Genomic DNA, 20,896 nt, shown 5'->3' with positions numbered 1-20,896 from the left:
ATTATTTTTTATCATAACCATAATCTAAATATTCTTCTAATGTCAGATGTTGATTATGGATATCTTTCGCATGTTTAAGACCGACATATCTGAAGTGCCAAGGTTCATATTGATAACCTGTGATATGTTCTTTACCTTTTGGATATCGAAGGATAAAGCCATATTCATGTTCATGTTCAGCAAGCCATTTACCTTCAGGCGTTTCACCATACGCTTCTAAGAAATCTTTATTACCCGGTGGCGTACCCACATCAAAAGCTAAACCTGTCTGATGTTCAGAAAAGCCAGGTCGCGCACTATATTTATCAGCAGCTTTTTGACCATCACGTGCCACATAACTATTATAAAGACCAACTTGTTCTTGATAAGATCTGAAGCCGCTGCGATACACAATATTCAATCCTTCTTTTCTCGCATCTTGCATCATCTCATTCAAATGTTGTCTGGCTGTTTTATTTTCTCCAAGATTATAATGTTTTGAAATCGGCACTTTTTTATTCACAATCATTAAACCGTCAACAGTCGTCACACCATTTTTCTTGTTCACTTGATGTTGTTGTTTTGGTGGTTGTGTTTTTTTAGTGTCTGGTTGTTCTGATTGCTTGTTCTCTTTGTTGTCGTTTTGTTCTGATGTACTGCCGCACGCTGTTAATAATAAACTCGCAGCTAATGTACCCGCAATTAATTTATTCATCCCGTTATCACCTCATCAACTTTCACATCTATAGTATAGAACGCACAATATATTTTTCAACATCCTTTCATGAAACTTTTAAATATCTTCACAAAATAAAAACCAAGCCATGATGCTTTGACCACGGCTTGGTTTTATCATTGTCATTTATTTGATTGATGCTTATTTGCCTAGGAATGATTGGAACATCCAGTTGTGTTTATCAACTGAAGTTTGTAATGCGATTAACATATCTTGAGATACATCATCTTCTGCATCTCCTGCAACTTCTACTGCTTTTCCAAGTTGTTCAGAAATGTTAGTGAAGTCTTTAGAAATTGATTGAACCATATCTTCAGCAGTTTTTTCTGATTCAGCTTCATCAACGATAGCTACATCTAAACTATTTTTCAATGTCGCAACTGGGCTGCCGCCGATTGCTAAGATACGTTCTGCTAATTCATCAATGTGTTCACTTGCTTCATTATATAATTCTTCAAATTTAACGTGTAATGAGAAGAAATGAGGACCTTTCACAAACCAATGGAAGTTGTGAATTTTAGTATATAATACTGTCCAGTTTGCTACTTGTTCGTTTAATACATTTACTACATCTTGTTTATTTGCCATAAAAATAATCGCTCCTTTAGGTTGTCGTTTTTTCTCTTTGTAATCATTATTATATTACAATCATTCTAATCTGTAAAGCTATTTCTCCTCTAATTTAAAATAATTCTAAACTAGAGAACTAAGATGTCGTATTTGCTTTCTCTATTACTTTACCCTGCTTTGAAGATTTCAACACATTTGAGCACTTATAACTAAGCATTTTGACATGATATGATATTTCACTCTCTCCCGTTGCAAACAAGTTGTTTGTTTTATTGTCATTCTCAATTAAATGTTCTTAGGCAATTCAATAAAGAATGAACGCTCATAATCAGTAGGTTCTTGCCATTCTGCATGCCACATTTTATCTCGGTTATTCGCAAATAAATCATAACCGAAGTTACGCAATGGTTTCGGTACAAGTGTTAACAAGATACCTATCCATTTTTCTTCTGTTAATGACATCAATAGTTTTGCGATTGCTGTTGATTTGAAATAAAGATGTTCACCTTCTTGCAGTACGACAGTATTCATTTTTAAAATACCTGGATGTCTGCGTTCTAATTCTTGTCCAGCCGTTCCTTTTAATGTCGCAAACTCATAACTTTTAGATAAACCGTGTCTGATTAACCATATTGCATAGTTATAGCAATACACACAGTTCGCATCATAATAAATAATCGGCATTCTATTTCTCCTCTCTCGTTCTGTACTTTCATCTGTTATGTACTATACCCGTTTAGATTTACCATTAATTTTTCATTAAAAAAAGTCTTAGATGGGACGTAACCCTCTAAGACTTATATCTCTATTACTCATGATTCACTTTGACAATTCGAGCGTACTTTAAGAATTGTTCTGAATATTTTTGTTTGATTGTTTCTAAATCGTCATATGTGACACCGATAATGTGCCAGTTTGGATTAAAGTGATAGAAAGAATCTTTATCACGTGACCATTTAATCATAGACCCATCCCGATTATAACGTGGCAATGTCACTTCATAACCTTCTAACACATTAATATACGTTTGGAAAATATCTGGATCAATACGGTTGAAGTTATCAATGACTAAATAGCTGCGGTCTGTTCTCGGCATCAATTCTGTAATGAAACCTTCTCTATAATAAAGCGCTCCTGCTTCATTCGGTAAATACTTACCATATAACATATCTTCAGAGAAATCAGGATGTCCTGTTGTGATAACAGGTTTCGCATTCGTTTTTTGTAGTAGATTCTCTGCAGCTTTTAAACCTTCCGCACGATCTTTATCTTGAATCACTAACAAAATAAATGGTTTTATTTCATCTTCTGTTTGTGAGACTGCGTCATCCTTTTTAATCGCTTCGAATTGTGGTTTCACACTGTCATTACGACTCATTTCAAGAATCGCATCAAATTGTGCTTGAGACATGCTTGCGATAGCTTGTTTCGCATTTTCTTGCAAGTAATATAAATTCTTTAATCTTGGGTGTTTATTTAAAGTTGCTAAATTCACTGGATTAATATCTTCGTCATAACGGACTTCAATTGCGGTACTATTCGTACGTCCTTGAATGGGCGGCAACTCACGAATATGTTGTGTCACTTCACCTAAACCGACCACAGAGTGATCAGCGTTACGGTTATAAAACACAAGCTTATCGCCGATTTCAAGTTGCGTGTAGTAATGATAACCATTACGTTTAATGCCATTGAACGTATGCGTAAATAAAGTATATGTTTCACCAGGTTCAAAATCTTTGGTTTCAGCTAAGAAGAAGTATCTCGGTACTTGCGTTGTCCCTTTACCTAGTTGTTCAATTAATTCAAATTCTTCTTTTGCGATTTGATTGAACAAAGTTTCTTTCATGTTATTGATACGAAACTCTAATTGTTCGCTGCGTTTTAAGTAATCTGCAGTTAATGGTTTTAAAGCTTCAGTCAAACGAAATTGTACACGAATTTTATGTTGTGCACCTGTTTGGACACTGATGATTTCACCGCTTCCAAGCAAACCTGCATCTGTTTGAACTTGATAAAAGATAACTTTATCTCCTGGTTTGGCTTTTTTGAACGCGCGAAAACCTTGCGTAGGATTGAATTGTGCCCCTGATTCAAACAATGTTGTCTGGCCCACTAAAGGTTCATTATGATTCCAACGATTATAACCGCAGTTCAGCCAGAAATAGTTTGTTTCTTCACTCATTTTGATACTGCTCCTTCTTCATAAATATATTGGTTTAAGTGCAATATACGCATTTCGCGGCTGTTAGCTTCAACCCTATATTGCAAATCTCATTCTAGCTATTTATATCAAATGCCTCTCTTCGATACAAGTTAAACTCATTATCGAGGCATGAGTAAAATTGCCATTAACGGCATGAAATTAATCAAAAATCCGCCTAACTTCAACATGTTGCTCGTTTGTTTATCTGGAATAGTGAGTAATACACATAATATCCCTAAAATTGAAAATGCAGCTGGAATCATCAAGTTTGGGTACTTAGGGAAATTCATAAAGACTCCTGCACCTGATAAAATACCGCAAATTAAAGTGATGTATAAAAATTTTCGCATGCTGTTACACCTCTGTTTCTTTAAACATACGTAATCATAACTGTTAAGTCACCTTCAAAGATGTTATCTAAATCCTCAGACGTCAAAATAAAACTGCTGCCTGATTCAATTTCATAAACATCGCCATCAGTGATCAACTGGCCTTCGCCATTTAACACTGTGACCAAACAGAACTCTCTTGGTTTCATATAACTTAATGTTCCTGTGATTTCCCATTTAACGACAGTAAAGGCTTCATGTGTAATGTAAGTTGTCCGCTTATGATTTTCAATAATTTCTGATTCAGGTATTACATTCGGACTATCTTCACGTACTTCAACGACGTCTTTGGCTTTCTCGATATGCATATCACGCGGCTGACCTTGTGCATCGACACGATTATAATCGTAAATACGATATGTGACGTCTGAAGCTTGTGTCACTTCATATACAACCAATCCTTTACCAATCGCATGAACAATTCCATTAGGCACAAAGAAGAAGTCTCCTGCTTGAACTGGGATATGTTTAAATAAATCTTGGTGTTCACCTTGGTCTAAAGCTTCTACAAAGTCATCTTTAGACTCTGTATTCAAACCGTAGATAATTTCAGCATCTTCATCCGCTTCAATAATGAACCAGCATTCCTTTTTACCGAAATCACCGTCTTCATGTTCATAAGCATAAGCAGTATCGGGGTGTACTTGTACCGACAGTGCCTCTTGTGCATCTATCATTTTTACCATTAATGGGAATTGTGCACTTGGAAAATCACCAAACAACTCTTTATGTGTATGCCAAACATGATTAAGTGTTTGACCTTTAAATGGGCCATTTGAGATGACACTGTCACCATGAGGGTGCGCAGAGATTGTCCATATTTCTCCTATATCTGATTCAGGTAATGCATAACCATATTTTGATAAATGGCGACTTCCCCAAATTCTCTCTTTAAAAATCGGGTCTAAAAACAATGGCATTGAAACTGTCCACCTCCGCTACTTTTTCAAACCGTTCCTTACTATGTATCAATATCTGTGTCTCTGATTTCTTGTTGGATTTATTCATGTTAGCGTTATCTAGCATATTATAACAATATTTTGTTCAGGGTGGTAGTATCCATAATTTTTTTACAAAACTTAATCATCAAAATTTCAATCAATGTATGTTTTTTTCACATTCCTTTTTATACTTTTGATATTTTTTATCATTTTTCCTATTAAATCTACATTTTCTATTAATTATTGCTTGTGCTTGCTGACTGTTACCCTTTATGATAGAAGTATGTTAATAATACCTTAACATACGCTACATAAGGTAATAAAAATGATTAATATCGAACGGGTTGCTGATGCAGCTCACACTGATAAAAAATTTGCATAAGGACCTAAGCCCTGGAAAAGCTTAGGTCTTTTTAAATGCTGAAAATCCCCGAATTATACGGTTATATGTATAACTCGGGGAATTTATTTATTTCTATAAAAGTCATTTTTGATTTCTAGATATCATCTACAACAATATATGCTGCTTTGACTGGACCATGCACACCTACAACTAAGTTCATTTCGATATCTGCAGAGTTAGAAGGTCCTGTAATAAAGTTTACACAAGATGGGAAACGTGCTTCCTCTTGGTTTTTATCGAATAAGCCGTCTGCTGCTTGTGTAAATCTTGGAACGATTGTGGATTTTGGAATAATCGCAATATACGTTTCAGGCATTAAGCTTACTGCACGGCCGCGTCCTTTGCCTGAGAATAATACAATTGTTCCGCTTTCGCTTAAACAATAATCACTGAAAGTAATACCCACTTGTGCAGTTTGTGCTGCTGCTTTACTTTCTTCAGGGCGTGATTCATCCCACACTGTTGTTTCAAATGCGCTTAAATCTACATTGTATTGGTCAAAGCGCGGATCATCAAAACGTACAACTGGGTTGCCGCCAAACTGTTCAATCGTTTCTTTTAGTGTGTCATTCAATTGCGCTTTTGTTGTTTTGACAAATGCAGTATGAATGCTTTTACATTCTTGTTCTAAATGGTCGACTAATTCATCTTGTGATAAATCAGATAAAGTTTTGTATTGTGGTTGTACTGACCATTCAGGTTTGATGACTTTTTCTGGTGTTTTACGTTCTAAGGCGTTTTGAATATTTGCTAGGAATTTGTCTTTGTTAGAAACTGAACCAGTCATTAGTGATTACCCTCTTTCTGTTTCAAATGTTCTTTCATCCAGTGATTGAAACGTTCTTTTTCAGGTGTTGGGAAGTCTCTGGATTGTGTCCAAGCGTGTAATGGTTTCGGACCTTTTTCAACCCAGCCGTCTTTATTCGCAAACGGTTTGAGGGCTGGGCCTGCCATTTTGATACTGTATTGGAAAAGATGCGGTTTAGTTGTACCGATACCGAAACCTTTCATAACCAGACGTTCGCCTAATGCTGATTTTTTAAGTTCTTCTGCTTCGACTTGACGGTGTTTTAAGAGTAAGTCGTGAAGCGGAATTTTAACTGGACATGCTTCTGAACATGCGGCACAAAGTGAAGACGCATATGGTAATTGTCCATATTCTTCATAACCGCCAAGTAATGGCGATAAGACTGCACCGACTGGTCCTGGATAGATAGAACCGTAACTGTGACCGCCAGAATGACGATAAACCGGACATACGTTCATACATGCACCGCAACGAATACATTGTAAAATTTCTTGGAATTGTGTACCTAAAATTGTTGAACGTCCATTGTCTACGATAACTAAATGGAATTCTTCTGGTCCGTCGATTTCGCCTTCGCCACGAGGTCCTGTTAAAGTAGTGACATAACTTGGTAATTTTTGACCTACCGCACTACGAGACAACATACCGACTAGGACTTCCATTTCTTTAAATGATGGTACGATACGCTCCATACCCATAACTGTGATTTGTGTTTTAGGTACAGTTGTAGACATACGTGCGTTACCTTCATTTGTAACTAAGCAGAAGCTGCCACTATCTGCGACCGCAAAGTTACATCCTGTAATACCGACTTCTGCAGCTAAGAATTTTTCGCGCATTATTTTACGTACAAAACGTGCCATTTCTGTCGGATCATCAGTACCTTCATAACCTTCTTTCGCATGTAACACACGACGGATTTGACCGCGGTTTTTATGCAATGCAGGTGCGACGATATGTGATGGCGGATCTTCTTCATCAATTTGTAGTAAATACTCACCTAAGTCAGTTTCAACCACTTCTGCTCCTGTATCTTGTAACACATGGTTCATATTGATTTCTTCAGTGACCATTGATTTTGACTTCACGATTTTTTTGGCATTTTTCTTTTTAACGACTTCAGCAATATAGTTAGAAGCTTCTTCTTTTGTTTCTGCAAAGTATACATGACCGCCAAGTTTTGCGACATTTTCAGATAACTGATTTAAATAGTAATCTAAATTTTCTAATGTATGTTGGCGAATTTCTGCAGAAAGTTGACGCCATTCTTCCCAGTTGCCAAGTTCTTCTTGTGCTTTTAATTTTTTAACTCTTAAGCCATCTTGTGCAGAGCTTACAGCACCGCGCATAAATTTATTTTGTTTCTCAACTTTGAAGGCTTCTTTGAATGTTTTTTCTCCGATACGCATACCCATCTTAATGCACCGCCCCTTCAAGTTGATGATTCAACACTTCCGCAATATGAAGTACTTTTACTTTACTGTTGATACGTTTTAAACGTCCTTCGATATTCATTAAACAGCTGGCATCTGCACCGATTAAATAATCAGCCCCTGTTTCATCTACACAGTGTGCTTTTTCATCAACCATTTCACTAGAGACATCAGCCATTTTTACAGCGAATGTACCACCGAAACCGCAACAGTTATAATACTGAGGCAATTCTACTAGTTCTAAACCTTTCACATGGCTTAATAATTCTTTCGGTTCATTTACCACACCTAATACACGTGTGATATGACAAGAAGGATGAATTGTTGCTTTACCTTCTAATGATGCACCGACATCAGTGACACCTAATACATTAACGATAAATTGTGTAAGTTCATAAGATTTATCTGCTAATGCGATAGCTTCTTTATGCATCACAGGATCCTTTTCAAATAAACTTGGATAATGTTTAAACATTGTAATACAAGAACCAGATGGTGCGACAACATAGTCTGAATCTTTGAATGCTTTAATCATTTGTTTAGCTGATTGTCTTGCATCATCGAAATAGCCTGAGTTGTAGGCTGGTTGTCCGCAACATACTTGTGCTGTCGGATAATCTACTTCGCAACCTAGTCTTTCAAGCAATTCCACTGTCGCAACACCAATGCGTGTATGGAAAGCTTCAACTAAACAAGTTGAGAATAAACTGACTTTCATATTTTACACCCTTTCCCCGCTCGCGCATTTTACGTGAACGTATATGCCCTATTAAATTTTTAATGATTTCTTGATTCTTAACCGTTAAAACAGCAGTAATCATCCCCACAACGATTACTGTTTAGATTAAGAATAGAAACGATTACTCGTACATTATAGCGCTATTTAAACATCTAGTCATCAGATGTTTAACAATTTGTTCAAACTTTTTTATTTTTCATGAAGAGTTTTTAATCAAAATAAAAACAAGCCTCAATTTTATGAGACTTGTTTTCGAATGCTTATTGTTGGCGAATGTTTTCTAGAATCGTATCACGCACTTCTTCTAAGTGTGCTTTCATTTGTTGAACTGCTTTATCTGTATCTTGTTGTTCAATTGCTTGATATATCTTTTGGTGTTCTTCATATAAACGAAGTAATGCTTTTTCTTTATCAAATAAATATACTCGGCGTGTTTCTTTCATGGTTTCTTGAATCACATCTGAAATGTTATTCAACAAGTCAAACAACATATCATTTTGAGCTGCTCTAGCAATCGCTAAATGAAACTTTAAATCTGCCGCTTCTCCAGATGTGCCATCACCGACTGCTTTCTGCATTAATTGTAAAGCTGAAGATAGTACTTCTAAATCGTCACTTGATCTATGTGTCGCAGCTTTTTGTACTGTCGCTAGTTCTACAACTTCACGTAATTCTAATAAATCTTCAATTTGTTTGCGCGTCAAACTTGATTCATTCAAATCAAAGAAGACCGGCTCTCTTTTTGTCACGAACGTCCCATAGCCTTGTTTGATTTCAATGACTCCGATAGTACGTAACGCATTAAAAGCTTCTCGTACAGATGCCACACTGACACCATAGTCTTTTGCTAACGCTTGAATGGAAGGCAATTTGTCCCCGACAGCATATTCACCAGATTTGATTTGTTCTAACAAGATGTCGGCAATTTTTTCATATATCTTTGTTTTCGAAATTTTCATCGACTTTTGACCTCCATAGTTTTATCTACTTAATTATCACAAATCTCTTCACAACCTTACTCTATTATGTATAAAAAAGAAGGCCATCAAAGACCTTCTTGAACAAATTTTATATTCATGATTATTTGTTTTGATAGTATTGAGTCAACGCTGTATCAATTGCCTCATCGCCACTAACGACTTGGAATTCTCCACCTTGGAATTGTTCATTAGTCAGAACTTTAACAATCACAGATGCAACATCTTCACGCGGCACACTGCCTGCTTCTTCTAATTGCGACGCAATCGTCACTTTGCCAGTACCTGGATCATCTAATAAAGCACCCGGATGCACAATAGTATAGTGTAAGCCAGAGTCACGTAAATGATTATCTGCATAGTGTTTCGCAATCGTATAAGGTTTTAATTCAGGTACGCTATCAAACGCTTCACGACGAGAATCAAATGTAGAAACCATCACAAAGTGTTTCACACCTGCTTGTTTACTTGCTTCAATAGCTTTCACAGCACCATCCAAATCAACAATAATTGTTTTATCTGCACCTGTACTGCCGCCTGAACCGACGGAGAAGACTACTTGTTCAAAGCCTTTGAATTTCTTCGCAAGATCATCAATCGTATCTTTTTCAACATCTACAAGTTCAGCATGATAACCTTCTTCTTTTGCTTTACTTACTTGTTCTTCTTTACGATAAGCCGCTGTTACTTCTTGACCATCTTCTTTTAATTGTTTTACCGCATAATGACCAACGCCACCATTGGCACCTAAGAATAAAATACTCAATGATTTCACTCCTTCTTTAATTTATTTCTTTTCATTTTATACAGTTATAATTGTTCCCTCATTTGTAAATCCAAAACAGACACTATTTTCAGATATTGACTTATACATACAATCGATGTACATTATATATGAATACATGTTCATATATTAATAAGAGGAGTGAAAGTCATGTCACACCAAGAATTAAGCGGCCGTACACTCGCACAAGTGACGGACATTTTCAAAGCCCTAAGTGAACCCAATCGTATCCGAATTATGCATTTACTCGAACAAGGACCTTGCAGTGTGGGTCATATCAGCCATACGCTCAAACTGTCTCAATCAAATGTATCGCATCAATTAAAAGTACTGCGTCATGCTGAGTTAGTTAAAGATCAACGACAAGGCCAATCTAAAATTTATATGCTTGATGACCAACACGTGGTAACACTGCTTTCACAAGCCATCCACCATGCAGAGCACCCGGTTGATTAGAAAGGAAGTTTTATTATGAATCATTCTCATGAACATGCACATCACCATCACCATCATCATGTGCATACCGACAACAAACGTGTTTTAGCTTTTTCATTTATGATTATCGCATCCTTTATGGTCGTAGAATTAATCGGCGGTTTCTTTGCGAACAGTTTAGCATTACTATCCGATGGTGTTCATATGCTCAGTGATGCCTTTTCTTTAGGTTTAGCGCTATTCGCATTTAAATATGCTGAACGCCATGCCACAATGAATATGACTTTTGGTTATAAACGCTTTGAGATCTTAGCTGCTTTATTTAATGGTGTCTTATTACTAGTTATCAGTATCGGCATCATGATTGAAGCTATCAGAAGATTTGCAGCACCTCCTGAAGTCCTTTCTACTGAAATGTTTATCATCAGTGTCATTGGTTTAGTGGTCAACATTGTAGTGGCTTGGATTATGTTACGTGGCGGAGATACGGAACATAATATTAATATGCGCGGTGCATTCTTACATGTCTTAGGTGACTTGCTTGGTTCTTTAGGCGCGATTGTTGCCGCAATTTTAATTTGGGCTTTCCACTTTACCATCGCAGATCCCATCGCGAGTATTCTTGTGTCTTTATTACTTCTTAAAAGCAGTTACGGTTTAATCAAAGATTCACTTAATATCTTGATGGAAGGTACACCTAAAGATATCGACATCGATCAAGTGGTTGAAACGGTACGTGCTGAAAAAGAAATCCAAAATGTTCATGATTGTCATATTTGGACGATTTCTAATGATTTAAATGCCTTCAGTTGCCATGCGGTCGTGAGTGATACATTATCTATCAAAGAGTGTGAAGCATTGCTTAAACGTATTGAACATCAATTAAACGAACTCAATGTGCATCATATGACCATTCAATTAGAATCTGATCAAAATGAGCATAGTCGCGAAACGTTATGTTCACATGTTGTGACACCATAAAGTATTTAAAAGCAAAGAAGACGTATCAGCAATCAAGTCTGATACGTCTTCTTTTTCATATGACAATTAGGTTTGTTTTATTGAATAAATTTATCAAATATCAATTGTTGGCCTGGAACATCTTTTTGTTCGAAACCATCAATGAAGCGTGTATTATCATAAGCTACTCTGACATGTTCGATATTGAATTGTTCAGGTGTAATGGTCACAATGCCGTATACTGTATAAGGTGCACGATTCAATCCTACTGAACCTGGATTGAAATAAGCGACATCCTCATAAATGAAATGATGCAATGTATGATTATGACCGAATAAAATTAAATCCGCTTCTTTATCTTTAAATAAATGCGCCATATGCGAAGCAGTCGGTTCAACAATTGGACTAAATGGCACTTTATCAATCGGTTGCTCTAACATCATATTTTCAATTTCATAATGGATGCCCAATACTTTTTGACCGGCCACTTCTAAGTTAAACGTTCTTGGCAGTTGATTTAAATACTCGTAATACTGTGGATTTAAATGTTCAGCAACCCAGTGATGATGTTCGTAAAACTTATCATTTAAATCTTCTGGATAAGGTGTTTGATTGATAACTGACATAATGGCTTCGTCATGATTACCTGCAATCGATGTAATATCATCTCTTGAAGTGACCATACCTAATACTTCATTTGTATTATGACCGATACCGATGATATCTCCTAAGTTATAAATGTGATCAATATCCCCTCTTCTGTCAATGTCTCTCAAAACTGTGGCTAATGCATCCATGTTTCCGTGGACATCTGTAAATACTGCAAATTTCATACTATCACCCTCATTAAAGTTTATAATGAAACAAAACATTACATTTTGCTTATAATCTTGATTTTTTAATTTGAAACCAAGCAATTTTTTGATATTGTGTTTATATCATATCAAAGGAGTGCTAAGCCATTGTTTAAATTTCATAAACATGCAATACAAAACGCAAAACCGCAAAATGTTAAAATAGCTCTTTTTAGTATTCTAACATTTATTGTCTTTCTATTATTGACTGGATTGACATTACAGCCATTAACGCAAAGCATCTCGATGTTTATTATGGCGATGATGTATCAATCAATGTCACCGCAAATTTTATTACCGGTGATTATCAGTCTGATTATACCATTAGCTTTCTTTATCTTTGCTGGATATCACCTGGCTGCAGGTGCGATCAACATCATTTATAAAGGTATCCATAAAGAAAAAGTCAGCATGCTTGATGCTTTTGAAGCATTTAAAAAAGGCAGCTATTTAAGAGCTGTTAAGTTAGCATTGTTTACTTTACTCTTTATCGCGATACTGAGTCTGATTCGCTACTTACTGACTCAATTGTTCAGTTTAGGTATTGGAGCGTTGTTGAGAAGCGGACAAAGTTACTTTATGGAACATGTCGGTGTATACATTGCTGTTCAACTTATCGCGCTTACAATTTTAGCGATTGTACTTTCATTCTTTATCTGGACATTTACTTACATCATGATTGCGTATACAGTCGCATACTTTAAAGACCGTCAGGCCGGTGCATTCCAAGATGTTAAACATGCATTTAAATCAATGAAAAATGGTCATCATTCTTGGTTCAAACTTTTACTTGGACTTGTAGTATTAGATTTAGTTGTGATTATTTTAGAAACACCTGTTTCTCAACTTGTCGCATTCTCTACAAGAAGTATTTCACAAAACGTAGCAGGCGTTTTAACAGTTGTTTTACTAGTTATTATCATCATCGTACGTATTGTCGTTTATTACTTAAACGTTAATGCGATTATCGCATTCTTCAGTACTGTAACAGATGGTGTTGTACCTCACCGTGCGCCTTCTCGCCAACAACGTAAACAACAAGCAAAAGCAGAACAAGAGGAAAAAGAAAAGACAACACCTGTAAAAGAAACAGAAACGAAAGAAACTACAAACGAAAATGATAAAGAAGTTTATCAAGATACTACATTTGATCACTTACAATCAAAGAATAAAGAAATTGATGAACGCTCAGATGACTTTAAAAAGTAAGCAATAAGTAAGCGTCTGAAGGCAGTGTAACAACTCCTTCAGACGCTTTTTCTATTATTAATTCAAAAGGTTTGATTCTAAATAACGTGCTGCACCGTCTTCATCATTTGTATAAGATGTGACATCTTTTGTAAGAGCTTGAATTTCAGGTCGAGCGTTTTTCATTGCGACTGTGTAATGACCAAACGCAAACATAGAACGGTCGTTATCACTGTCACCAATCACAAGTGTATCTGATTGCGGAATATTAAAGTGTTCAATCATCTCTTTAATACCCGTACCTTTATCGATACCTTCTGCCATAGTTTCCGCATTGAAGCGTGATGAGTTGGAAACTGTGATTTCTAGTTGTTTCTGTTCATCGATTAAATGTTCTCTGATTGTCGTGATTTTCTCTAAATCTGGTGTGAACATATAAATTTTAGAAAACTGCATTTGAGGTAATGTATCTACCCAGTTTACGTTGCCATTTAAAGCATGCTTACGAGAATTCCACTCACTGATCCCCACATTGTTCGGTGGCGTATCACCTGCACAAGTTGCTTCAATCCATTCGCGGTCTTCTTTTAAAATCATACGTTTGCCGCTGAATGGAAATACTTCATAATAAATGTGTTGAGCTTTCGCGCTTTCAACAATTTCAGTGACCGCTTCATACGTCAGACTATGTTCAAAGATAGTTACACCTTCAGCGTTTCCTCTAGTCCCATTAGATGAAATCACACCATCAATTTCAAAATTTTCAGGTGTTAAATGTTCAATTTCGTCAAATGAACGTCCTGTCGCTATAAAGACTTTGAATCCATTTTGACGTAATTGTTTGATTGTTTCTGTTGTTTTATCTGATACTCTATTATTTTCTTGTAAAATCGTTCCATCCATATCTAAGAATATCGCTTGTACATTATCCATTACTTTTCCTCCAAGTTGTTGTTATCGCCTTGATTATGGCATTTTCAAACTGTTTTCGCAACTTTCTACAAAGAAAAAACTGCCACTCTACAAAGAGAATGACAGTTTCGTTAATTATCAATTATTCTACTGTTACTGATTTTGCTAAGTTACGTGGTTTATCCACATCTAAATCACGGTGTAATGCTGCATAGTATGCAATCAATTGTAATGGCACAACAGAAACAAGTGGCGTTAATAACTCGTTCACTTGAGGAATCACATAAGTGTCTCCTGCTTTATTTAATCCATCCATTGAGATAATGCATGTATGTGCACCACGTGCAGCAACTTCTTTGACGTTACCGCGGATTGAAAGGTTAACATTCTCTTGTGTTGCTAAAGCAATCACTGGTGTTTGATCTTCAATCAACGCAATTGTACCGTGTTTTAATTCACCGCCAGCAAATCCTTCTGCTTGAATATATGAAATTTCTTTTAATTTCAATGCGCCTTCTAAGCTGACATTGTAGTCGATTGTACGACCGATAAAGAAGGCATTGCGTGTTGTTGCTAAGTAGTCTTTCGCAATTTGTTCCATATATTCAGCATCGTCTACGATTGCTTCCATCGCATTTGCGACTTTCGCAAGTTCTTGTAATAAATCTACAGTTTCTTCTTGTCCGTGACGTTTAGCCACAATTTGAGACAAGATAGCAAGTACTGCAATTTGTGCTGTATATGCTTTTGTAGATGCTACAGCAATTTCTGGTCCAGCATGTAAAAGTAACGTGTGGTCCGCTTCACGAGAAAGTGTTGAACCTGGTACATTTGTTACTGTTAATGCTTTATGACCACGTTTTTTCATTTCAACTAATACAGCACGGCTGTCTGCTGTTTCACCTGATTGTGAAATATAGATGAATAATGGTTTTTTAGATAATAATGGTGTGTTGTATACGAATTCAGAAGCGACATGTACTTCTGTTGGGACACCAGCCCATTTTTCGATAAATTCTTTACCTACTAAACCTGCATGATAGCTTGTACCGGCAGCGATGATATAAATTCGGTCAGCTTGTGCAACTTCATCGATAATCGCATTATCCATTTTCAAGTCGCCGTTGTCATCTTGATATTCTTGAATAATACGACGCATAACTGCAGGTTGTTCATGAATTTCTTTTAGCATGTAATGATCATAAACACCTTTTTCAGCGTCTGATGCATCAATTTCAGCAGTGTATGTTTCACGTTTTTGTACATTGCCATCTAAATCTTTGATTTCAACTGAATCACGTTTAACAATAACAATTTCATGATCGTGAATTTCTTTATATTCATTCGTTACTTGCAACATTGCTAAAGCATCTGATGCTACAACGTTGAATTTTTCTCCAACACCGATTAATAATGGTGATTTGTTTTTCGCCACGTAAATTGTATCGTGGTCTTCTTCGTCTAATAATGCTAAGGCATAAGAGCCATGTAATAATTTAACGACTTTAGTGAAAGCTTCTTCAGTAGATAAGCCTTCATTTGAGAAATGTTCTACTAATTGTACGATGACTTCTGTATCAGTATCTGATAAAAAATTAACATCTGATACATATTGATCACGTAACTCTTCGTAATTTTCAATCACACCATTGTGAACTAAAGTAAAGCGTTTAGATGCTGATTGATGTGGATGAGAGTTTTCATAGTTCGGCACACCATGTGTCGCCCAACGTGTATGACCAATTCCTACTGTTCCATCTACATCACTATTGTCAGCTACATTTCTTAAATCTGCAATACGACCTTTTTCTTTAAATACTGTCGTACCTTCGTCATTCACAAGTGCAATACCTGCAGAGTCATAACCTCTGTACTCTAATTTCTCTAAGCCTTTTAATAAAATTTCCTTCGCATTATCATATCCGATATATCCTACAATTCCACACATAATTCAATTCCTCCGTATTCTTCATTCCTAACGGTTACCCTTTTCACGGGGGAATCTTTCAGTTTCATATTAAATTTTTCTGTATCGAATATAAATTGATGCCGCCTAAATATACTCTATAGAGTCCCTTCTCACTTGAACTCTACAAAAATAGACGTACTAATCCCCTTGTGTGAGTACCGTTCAAAAATATAAACTTTGGTCTGTTTACAAACTTTGTGCATCGAGTCACCTCAATGTTTTACCTTGTAAACTTACGACTGACCTTATCCGAGACAGCATCCGCCGATAATCCGATCACTGTCTTCCTCGTCGACAATTTAAAGCTATGCTTGCTATTACATCTTCTGCTCTAAGACATAAATCTACGCAAATTCCAGCTTGCCATTGTACGGGCGCTATAATTATGGTTTAACCTGTCTATCCCCCTTTTACACGTAATATAAGTATTTTACAATGAGTGTTTTTATAAATGCAACTATTTTCCCAACCTGTATCCGCTTACACTCTAAAGTTTTTTGCTAACTGCAATTTTTTCGATTTCTAATTATGTTTTTACTATTAACTAATAATATTCGTTTATTATATTTAGAGGCTAAGTAGCTTCAGTCTTTTTTTTTGACTTTTATCACAAATTAAAAAGAACTGAAACTTGTTAATCAGCCTCAGTTCTTCAAAATTAATTATTCATTTAAACCCATTTTTTCTTTAACTACATCTGCGATTTGTTGTGCATAGTTTTCAGCTTTTTCATCAGTTGCAGCTTCTACCATGACACGTACTAATGGCTCTGTACCTGAAGGTCGAACTAAAATACGTCCTTCACCGTTCATGTCAGCTTCTACGCGGTCCATTTCTGCTTTAACATCAGCATTGTCTGTCACTGCGTGTTTGTCTGTCACACGTACGTTAATTAAAGATTGTGGGTATTTTTTCATTTGTTCAGCAAGTTCACTTAATGGTTTACCAGTTAATTTTACAACAGCTGCTAATTGTACACCTGTTAATAAACCATCTCCAGTCGTATTGTAATCCATCATTACGATATGACCTGATTGCTCACCGCCTAGGTTGTAGTTGCCTCTGCGCATTTCTTCTACAACATAACGGTCGCCGACTTTAGTTTTATTAGATTTAATACCTTCTGCTTCTAATGCTTTGTAGAAACCTAAGTTACTCATGACAGTAGAAACAATCATGTTATCATTTAACTCTTGGTTTTTCGCCATTTCTTGACCAATGATGAACATAATTTGGTCACCATCAACGATATTACCTTTTTCATCAACTGCGATTAAACGGTCGCCGTCTCCATCGAAGGCTAAACCAAAGTCACTTTCAGTTTCAACAACTGTTTGAGCTAATGCTTCAGGATGTGTTGAACCCACGCCATCATTAATATTGTAACCATCTGGGCTGCAACCGATCACTTCTGTATCTGCTTCTAAATCACCGAATAAGAATGGTGCAAGTTGTGATGTAGAACCATTGGCTCCATCTAAAGCAATTTTTAAGCCTTCAAAATTAACATCTACAGTTGATTTTAAATAACTTAAGTATTTTTGAGTGCCTTCGAAGTAGTCCGAATACTGAACAATTTCATTTCCGATTGGACGTGGTAAATCAGGATTTTCTTCGTCTAATAACGCTTCGATTTCTCTTTCTTGATCATCAGATAATTTGAAGCCGTCTGAACCGAAGAATTTAATTCCGTTATCTGCCACTGGATTATGAGAAGCTGAAATCATAACACCTAGCTCAGCATCCATTTCTTTTGTTAAGTATGCTACACCTGGTGTAGAAATAACGCCTAATCGCATTACTTCAGCACCGATAGAGATTAAACCTGCGATTAACGCAAATTCCAACATTTCCCCAGAAACACGTGTATCACGTCCTACAAGGACTTGTGGATGTTTCTTGTCTTCATTATGCGCTAAAACATAACCGCCGTATCTACCTAGTTTAAAAGCCAGTTCTGGAGTTAGTTCTTCGTTTGCTACACCTCTGACTCCGTCTGTCCCAAAATATTTGCCCATTTCAAAATTCTCCTTTAATGCTTAATTTATTTCGCTGATATTGTCGCTTTGATATCACTCGCATCAGCATCTTTAACTTTGTCAGGTAATTCCATTTTCACAGCAGCTTCATCTGAATTTTCAAAATCTGCTAAATCAACCACTGCTGTCACACTATGGATATCACTTAACTCATCTCTATTTCCAAAAATTTCAACTTGTTGTTTAGACAAATTAACATTATCAGCATTTAACTTAGAATTTGCTTTACCGATAACTTTCTTTTTAATATCTACTTTCTTCCTGTAAGGTTCTAACTCTACAGTAATATTAACAGTGCTTGGTTTTGTAATCACGTCAAGTTTATTTAAGTTCTTATCAAAAGCAACAATTTCACCAACATCGGTTGTATCATCATTGATATTTGTATCGTCTTTAAATGTTGCTTTTAAATAAGCAATTTTATCTACTTGATGTTGCCCACCTATCACTTTAACTTTTTTAGGTGTCACAGTTTGATTTTTAATCTGATAATTTGGATTTAATTCTTTATTACTGACATCTGGTGTCACTGTCATCATTTTAGTGACTTTTTTCTCTAGATTGACAGTCGCTTGTTTAGGGTTAACAGTACCCTCTACTTCATTATCCAAACCTTTAATTACATAATCAACTTTATGACGACCTAATGATGTTTTAGTTAGATCCAATTCGACTTTAATGTCATCTGATTGTTCTGCTTTCAACACTTTAGATTGTGTACCTTTAATTTGGACGTCGACGCTGTCAGGTATGCCTGAAGCGTATAAATTTTTACTGTTATATGTAGCTTCTACAGGTACATTCGAGATTGTGCGTGTTGAAGTTTGTGATAGCTTAGATGTTCCAAAGATATCTCCAAAGACATTGTTCACTGTTAAAAAGAAAGCTAATGCTAAGACAAATGCTACAAATCTTAAACCCCATTTGCTCTCAAACATTTTACTTCACGCCTTTCTTTGGAAGTCTTGTATCAAACCAATGTTCAGCTAATAATTCTTCAAAGACTTCTAGTGAGATGTCTTTACGCAATTTTCCATCGAACGTTACAGAAATAGAACCTGTTTCTTCAGATACTACTGCGGTAAATGCATCAGAAACTTCTGAGATACCTACTGCAGCACGATGTCTTGTTCCTAAACTCTTTGAAATCTTAGAACTATCAGAAAGTGGTAAATAACAAGCAGCACTTGCGATCTTTGTTCCTTGTATAATCATTGCACCATCATGCAACGGTGTATTAGGAATAAAGACATTCGTCAAAAGTTCTTGTGAAATATCAGAATCCATTGGTATACCTGTCTCAATGTAATCTTGAAGACCTGTCTTTTTCTCAAACACAATTAAAGCACCAATTCTTCTTTTGGCCATGTATTGTACTGCTCCGCCAACTGCTTTAATCAATTTCTCTTGATCTGCTGATGAATTAGCAACATAGCGTTTAAACAGGTTACCTCTACCTAACTGCTCAAGTGCTCGTCTGATTTCTGGCTGGAAGATTACAATGATGGCCAAGAAACCCCATTGAATTACCATATCAAACAATCTTGCAGTAGTAGTCAAGTCTAAAGCAGCACTGACCCAACGACCAATAACAATAACGATGATCCCTTTGAGTAGTTGGATTGCTTTAGTACCTTTGAATACTGTGATTAATAGATAAATCACATACCAGACTATAAGTAAGTCTAGAATACTTGTTATTAACTTTACCGTATTGAAATTTTCAAAAATGCCGCCAAAATTCATAGCATCTCCTCCGGTAACCTAATTACAATGATTGCTGTTATATTGATTCATACACAGCGCTCATACATTTAAATTATAGCATACATCCCCCTTTACCTTAGAATAAAAATACATACATCTTTGAATTATATATTCTAATTCACTAGTAAAAGAAAAAATTACAATAAAAAAAGCACCCTTTTCACAAGGGTGCAACAGTGAGCCATAGAGGATTCGAACCTCTGACCCTCTGATTAAAAGTCAGATGCTCTACCAACTGAGCTAATGGCTCTAATGGCTGGGCTAACTGGATTCGAACCAGTGAGTGACGGAGTCAAAGTCCGTTGCCTTACCGCTTGGCTATAGCCCATTAGATGGTGGAGGGGGGCAGATTCGAACTGCCGAACCCGAAGGAGCGGATTTACAGTCCGCCGCGTTTAGCCACTTCGCTACCCCTCCGACAAAATTTAATTCAAAATGGTGGAGAATGACGGGTTCGAACCGCCGACCCTCTGCTTGTAAGGCAGATGCTCTCCCAGCTGAGCTAATTCTCCAATATGTAATGACCCCGACGGGACTCGAACCCGTGTTACCGCCGTGAAAGGGCGGTGTCTTAACCGCTTGACCACGGGGCCATATGGCTCCACAGGTAGGACTCGAACCTACGACCGATCGGTTAACAGCCGATAGCTCTACCACTGAGCTACTGTGGAATAATATCATTGCCTGGCAACGTCCTACTCTTGCGGAACGTAAGTCCGACTACCATCGGCGCTAAAGAGCTTAACTTCTGTGTTCGGCATGGGAACAGGTGTGACCTCTTTGCCATTGTCGCCAGACAATGGAATG

At 36.6% G+C, this 20,896-nt stretch carries 20 protein-coding genes, 6 tRNA genes and 1 rRNA gene; 3 read left to right on the top strand and 24 right to left on the bottom strand.

Going from position 1 to position 20,896, the window contains the following annotated elements; all coding sequences use genetic code 11:
- Window position 1 precedes the first annotated feature (1 nt).
- From BU038_RS06210 to BU038_RS06160, 11 genes are all read right to left on the bottom strand, one after another.
- Complete coding sequence (locus tag BU038_RS06210) at window positions 2-694, bottom strand: M15 family metallopeptidase (RefSeq protein WP_107605292.1); 693 nt, start codon at window positions 692-694, stop codon at window positions 2-4.
- A 162-nt stretch (window positions 695-856) separates the two neighbouring features.
- A complete protein-coding gene (locus BU038_RS06205; RefSeq protein ID WP_107605291.1) occupies window positions 857-1,303 on the bottom strand; it encodes a Dps family protein in 447 nt (148 codons plus the stop codon).
- 267 nt (window positions 1,304-1,570) lie between these two features.
- A complete protein-coding gene (locus tag BU038_RS06200) occupies window positions 1,571-1,969 on the bottom strand; it encodes a thiol-disulfide oxidoreductase DCC family protein (RefSeq protein ID WP_107605290.1) in 399 nt (132 codons plus the stop codon).
- Between the two features lie 124 nt (window positions 1,970-2,093).
- Entirely contained in the window at window positions 2,094-3,470 is a 1,377-nt protein-coding gene (locus BU038_RS06195) for an EVE domain-containing protein (protein ID WP_107605289.1), read from the bottom strand.
- A gap of 140 nt (window positions 3,471-3,610) precedes the next feature.
- Window positions 3,611-3,841, bottom strand: a complete 231-nt coding sequence (locus BU038_RS06190; RefSeq protein WP_002481822.1) for a hypothetical protein — start codon at window positions 3,839-3,841, stop codon at window positions 3,611-3,613.
- 20 nt (window positions 3,842-3,861) lie between these two features.
- Complete coding sequence (gene manA / locus BU038_RS06185; RefSeq protein WP_107605288.1) at window positions 3,862-4,800, bottom strand: mannose-6-phosphate isomerase, class I; 939 nt, start codon at window positions 4,798-4,800, stop codon at window positions 3,862-3,864.
- Between the two features lie 518 nt (window positions 4,801-5,318).
- Window positions 5,319-6,011, bottom strand: a complete 693-nt coding sequence (locus BU038_RS06180; protein ID WP_107605287.1) for a LutC/YkgG family protein — start codon at window positions 6,009-6,011, stop codon at window positions 5,319-5,321.
- Window positions 6,011-7,447, bottom strand: coding sequence for a LutB/LldF family L-lactate oxidation iron-sulfur protein (locus BU038_RS06175; RefSeq protein WP_023016320.1), 1,437 nt, complete (start codon window positions 7,445-7,447; stop codon window positions 6,011-6,013). Before BU038_RS06175 ends, BU038_RS06180 begins: the two co-directional genes overlap by 1 nt.
- Before the next feature lies 1 nt (window position 7,448).
- Window positions 7,449-8,183 carry a (Fe-S)-binding protein gene (locus BU038_RS06170; RefSeq protein ID WP_023016321.1) on the bottom strand — a complete coding sequence of 245 codons (735 nt, stop codon included), beginning with the start codon at window positions 8,181-8,183 and terminating at the stop codon, window positions 7,449-7,451.
- A gap of 281 nt (window positions 8,184-8,464) precedes the next feature.
- Entirely contained in the window at window positions 8,465-9,163 is a 699-nt protein-coding gene (locus BU038_RS06165; protein WP_107605286.1) for a FadR/GntR family transcriptional regulator, read from the bottom strand.
- A gap of 121 nt (window positions 9,164-9,284) precedes the next feature.
- Window positions 9,285-9,947, bottom strand: coding sequence for an NAD(P)-binding oxidoreductase (locus BU038_RS06160; protein WP_107605285.1), 663 nt, complete (start codon window positions 9,945-9,947; stop codon window positions 9,285-9,287).
- 168 nt (window positions 9,948-10,115) lie between these two features.
- On the opposite strand from BU038_RS06160, the gene BU038_RS06155 reads away from it, so the two are divergent.
- Together BU038_RS06155 and BU038_RS06150 are read left to right on the top strand one after the other, a co-directional pair.
- Window positions 10,116-10,421, top strand: a complete 306-nt coding sequence (locus tag BU038_RS06155; protein ID WP_002481828.1) for an ArsR/SmtB family transcription factor — start codon at window positions 10,116-10,118, stop codon at window positions 10,419-10,421.
- 12 nt (window positions 10,422-10,433) lie between these two features.
- Complete coding sequence (locus tag BU038_RS06150; protein WP_199219694.1) at window positions 10,434-11,381, top strand: cation diffusion facilitator family transporter; 948 nt, start codon at window positions 10,434-10,436, stop codon at window positions 11,379-11,381.
- 77 nt (window positions 11,382-11,458) lie between these two features.
- On the opposite strand, the gene BU038_RS06145 is transcribed toward BU038_RS06150, so the two are convergent.
- On the bottom strand, window positions 11,459-12,193 hold the full coding sequence (locus tag BU038_RS06145) for a metallophosphoesterase family protein (RefSeq protein ID WP_107605283.1): 735 nt from the start codon (window positions 12,191-12,193) through the stop codon (window positions 11,459-11,461).
- A 129-nt stretch (window positions 12,194-12,322) separates the two neighbouring features.
- On the opposite strand from BU038_RS06145, the gene BU038_RS06140 reads away from it, so the two are divergent.
- Entirely contained in the window at window positions 12,323-13,423 is a 1,101-nt protein-coding gene (locus BU038_RS06140) for a hypothetical protein (protein ID WP_107605282.1), read from the top strand.
- 57 nt (window positions 13,424-13,480) lie between these two features.
- On the opposite strand, the gene BU038_RS06135 is transcribed toward BU038_RS06140, so the two are convergent.
- From BU038_RS06135 to rrf, 12 genes are all read right to left on the bottom strand, one after another.
- A complete protein-coding gene (locus BU038_RS06135) occupies window positions 13,481-14,335 on the bottom strand; it encodes an HAD family hydrolase (protein ID WP_107605281.1) in 855 nt (284 codons plus the stop codon).
- A gap of 121 nt (window positions 14,336-14,456) precedes the next feature.
- On the bottom strand, window positions 14,457-16,262 hold the full coding sequence (glmS, locus tag BU038_RS06130; protein WP_107605280.1) for a glutamine--fructose-6-phosphate transaminase (isomerizing): 1,806 nt from the start codon (window positions 16,260-16,262) through the stop codon (window positions 14,457-14,459).
- 683 nt (window positions 16,263-16,945) lie between these two features.
- Window positions 16,946-18,301: a phosphoglucosamine mutase gene (gene glmM / locus BU038_RS06125; protein ID WP_107605279.1), complete on the bottom strand. Its 1,356-nt coding sequence runs from the start codon at window positions 18,299-18,301 to the stop codon at window positions 16,946-16,948.
- Between the two features lie 26 nt (window positions 18,302-18,327).
- Window positions 18,328-19,260, bottom strand: coding sequence for a CdaR family protein (locus BU038_RS06120; protein ID WP_107605278.1), 933 nt, complete (start codon window positions 19,258-19,260; stop codon window positions 18,328-18,330).
- A 1-nt stretch (window position 19,261) separates the two neighbouring features.
- Window positions 19,262-20,068 (bottom strand): diadenylate cyclase CdaA, encoded by an 807-nt coding sequence (gene cdaA, locus BU038_RS06115; protein ID WP_002481840.1) that lies wholly within the window; start codon window positions 20,066-20,068, stop codon window positions 19,262-19,264.
- A gap of 198 nt (window positions 20,069-20,266) precedes the next feature.
- Window positions 20,267-20,339, bottom strand: a tRNA-Lys gene (locus tag BU038_RS06110).
- 3 nt (window positions 20,340-20,342) lie between these two features.
- Window positions 20,343-20,417 (bottom strand) — tRNA-Gln (locus BU038_RS06105).
- 5 nt (window positions 20,418-20,422) lie between these two features.
- Window positions 20,423-20,506: transfer RNA gene (locus BU038_RS06100), tRNA-Tyr, on the bottom strand.
- Window positions 20,507-20,525: 19 nt separating this feature from the next.
- Window positions 20,526-20,601: transfer RNA gene (locus tag BU038_RS06095), tRNA-Val, on the bottom strand.
- Between the two features lie 9 nt (window positions 20,602-20,610).
- Window positions 20,611-20,682: transfer RNA gene (locus BU038_RS06090), tRNA-Glu, on the bottom strand.
- 3 nt (window positions 20,683-20,685) lie between these two features.
- A tRNA-Asn gene (locus BU038_RS06085) sits at window positions 20,686-20,760 on the bottom strand.
- Between the two features lie 11 nt (window positions 20,761-20,771).
- Window positions 20,772-20,886: ribosomal RNA gene (rrf, locus tag BU038_RS06080) — 5S ribosomal RNA — on the bottom strand.
- Window positions 20,887-20,896 lie beyond the last annotated feature (10 nt).

The organism is Staphylococcus simulans (genome assembly GCF_003043455.1).
Lineage (GTDB): Bacteria > Bacillota > Bacilli > Staphylococcales > Staphylococcaceae > Staphylococcus > Staphylococcus simulans_A.
This window is presented reverse-complemented; position numbering and strand designations above follow the sequence as displayed.

Bases quoted from the DNA above. Each gene is read 5' to 3' on its own strand.
- BU038_RS06210 (WP_107605292.1), bottom strand. From the start codon at position 694: ATGAATAAATTAATTGCGGGTACATTAGCTGCGAGTTTATTATTAACA.
- BU038_RS06205 (WP_107605291.1), bottom strand. From the start codon at position 1,303: ATGGCAAATAAACAAGATGTAGTAAATGTATTAAACGAACAAGTAGCA.
- BU038_RS06200 (WP_107605290.1), bottom strand. From the start codon at position 1,969: ATGCCGATTATTTATTATGATGCGAACTGTGTGTATTGCTATAACTAT.
- BU038_RS06195 (WP_107605289.1), bottom strand. From the start codon at position 3,470: ATGAGTGAAGAAACAAACTATTTCTGGCTGAACTGCGGTTATAATCGT.
- BU038_RS06190 (WP_002481822.1), bottom strand. From the start codon at position 3,841: ATGCGAAAATTTTTATACATCACTTTAATTTGCGGTATTTTATCAGGT.
- manA (WP_107605288.1), bottom strand. From the start codon at position 4,800: ATGCCATTGTTTTTAGACCCGATTTTTAAAGAGAGAATTTGGGGAAGT.
- BU038_RS06180 (WP_107605287.1), bottom strand. From the start codon at position 6,011: ATGACTGGTTCAGTTTCTAACAAAGACAAATTCCTAGCAAATATTCAA.
- BU038_RS06175 (WP_023016320.1), bottom strand. From the start codon at position 7,447: ATGGGTATGCGTATCGGAGAAAAAACATTCAAAGAAGCCTTCAAAGTT.
- BU038_RS06170 (WP_023016321.1), bottom strand. From the start codon at position 8,183: ATGAAAGTCAGTTTATTCTCAACTTGTTTAGTTGAAGCTTTCCATACA.
- BU038_RS06165 (WP_107605286.1), bottom strand. From the start codon at position 9,163: ATGAAAATTTCGAAAACAAAGATATATGAAAAAATTGCCGACATCTTG.
- BU038_RS06155 (WP_002481828.1), top strand. From the start codon at position 10,116: ATGTCACACCAAGAATTAAGCGGCCGTACACTCGCACAAGTGACGGAC.
- BU038_RS06145 (WP_107605283.1), bottom strand. From the start codon at position 12,193: ATGAAATTTGCAGTATTTACAGATGTCCACGGAAACATGGATGCATTA.
- BU038_RS06135 (WP_107605281.1), bottom strand. From the start codon at position 14,335: ATGGATAATGTACAAGCGATATTCTTAGATATGGATGGAACGATTTTA.
- glmS (WP_107605280.1), bottom strand. From the start codon at position 16,262: ATGTGTGGAATTGTAGGATATATCGGATATGATAATGCGAAGGAAATT.
- glmM (WP_107605279.1), bottom strand. From the start codon at position 18,301: ATGGGCAAATATTTTGGGACAGACGGAGTCAGAGGTGTAGCAAACGAA.
- BU038_RS06120 (WP_107605278.1), bottom strand. From the start codon at position 19,260: ATGTTTGAGAGCAAATGGGGTTTAAGATTTGTAGCATTTGTCTTAGCA.
- cdaA (WP_002481840.1), bottom strand. From the start codon at position 20,068: ATGAATTTTGGCGGCATTTTTGAAAATTTCAATACGGTAAAGTTAATA.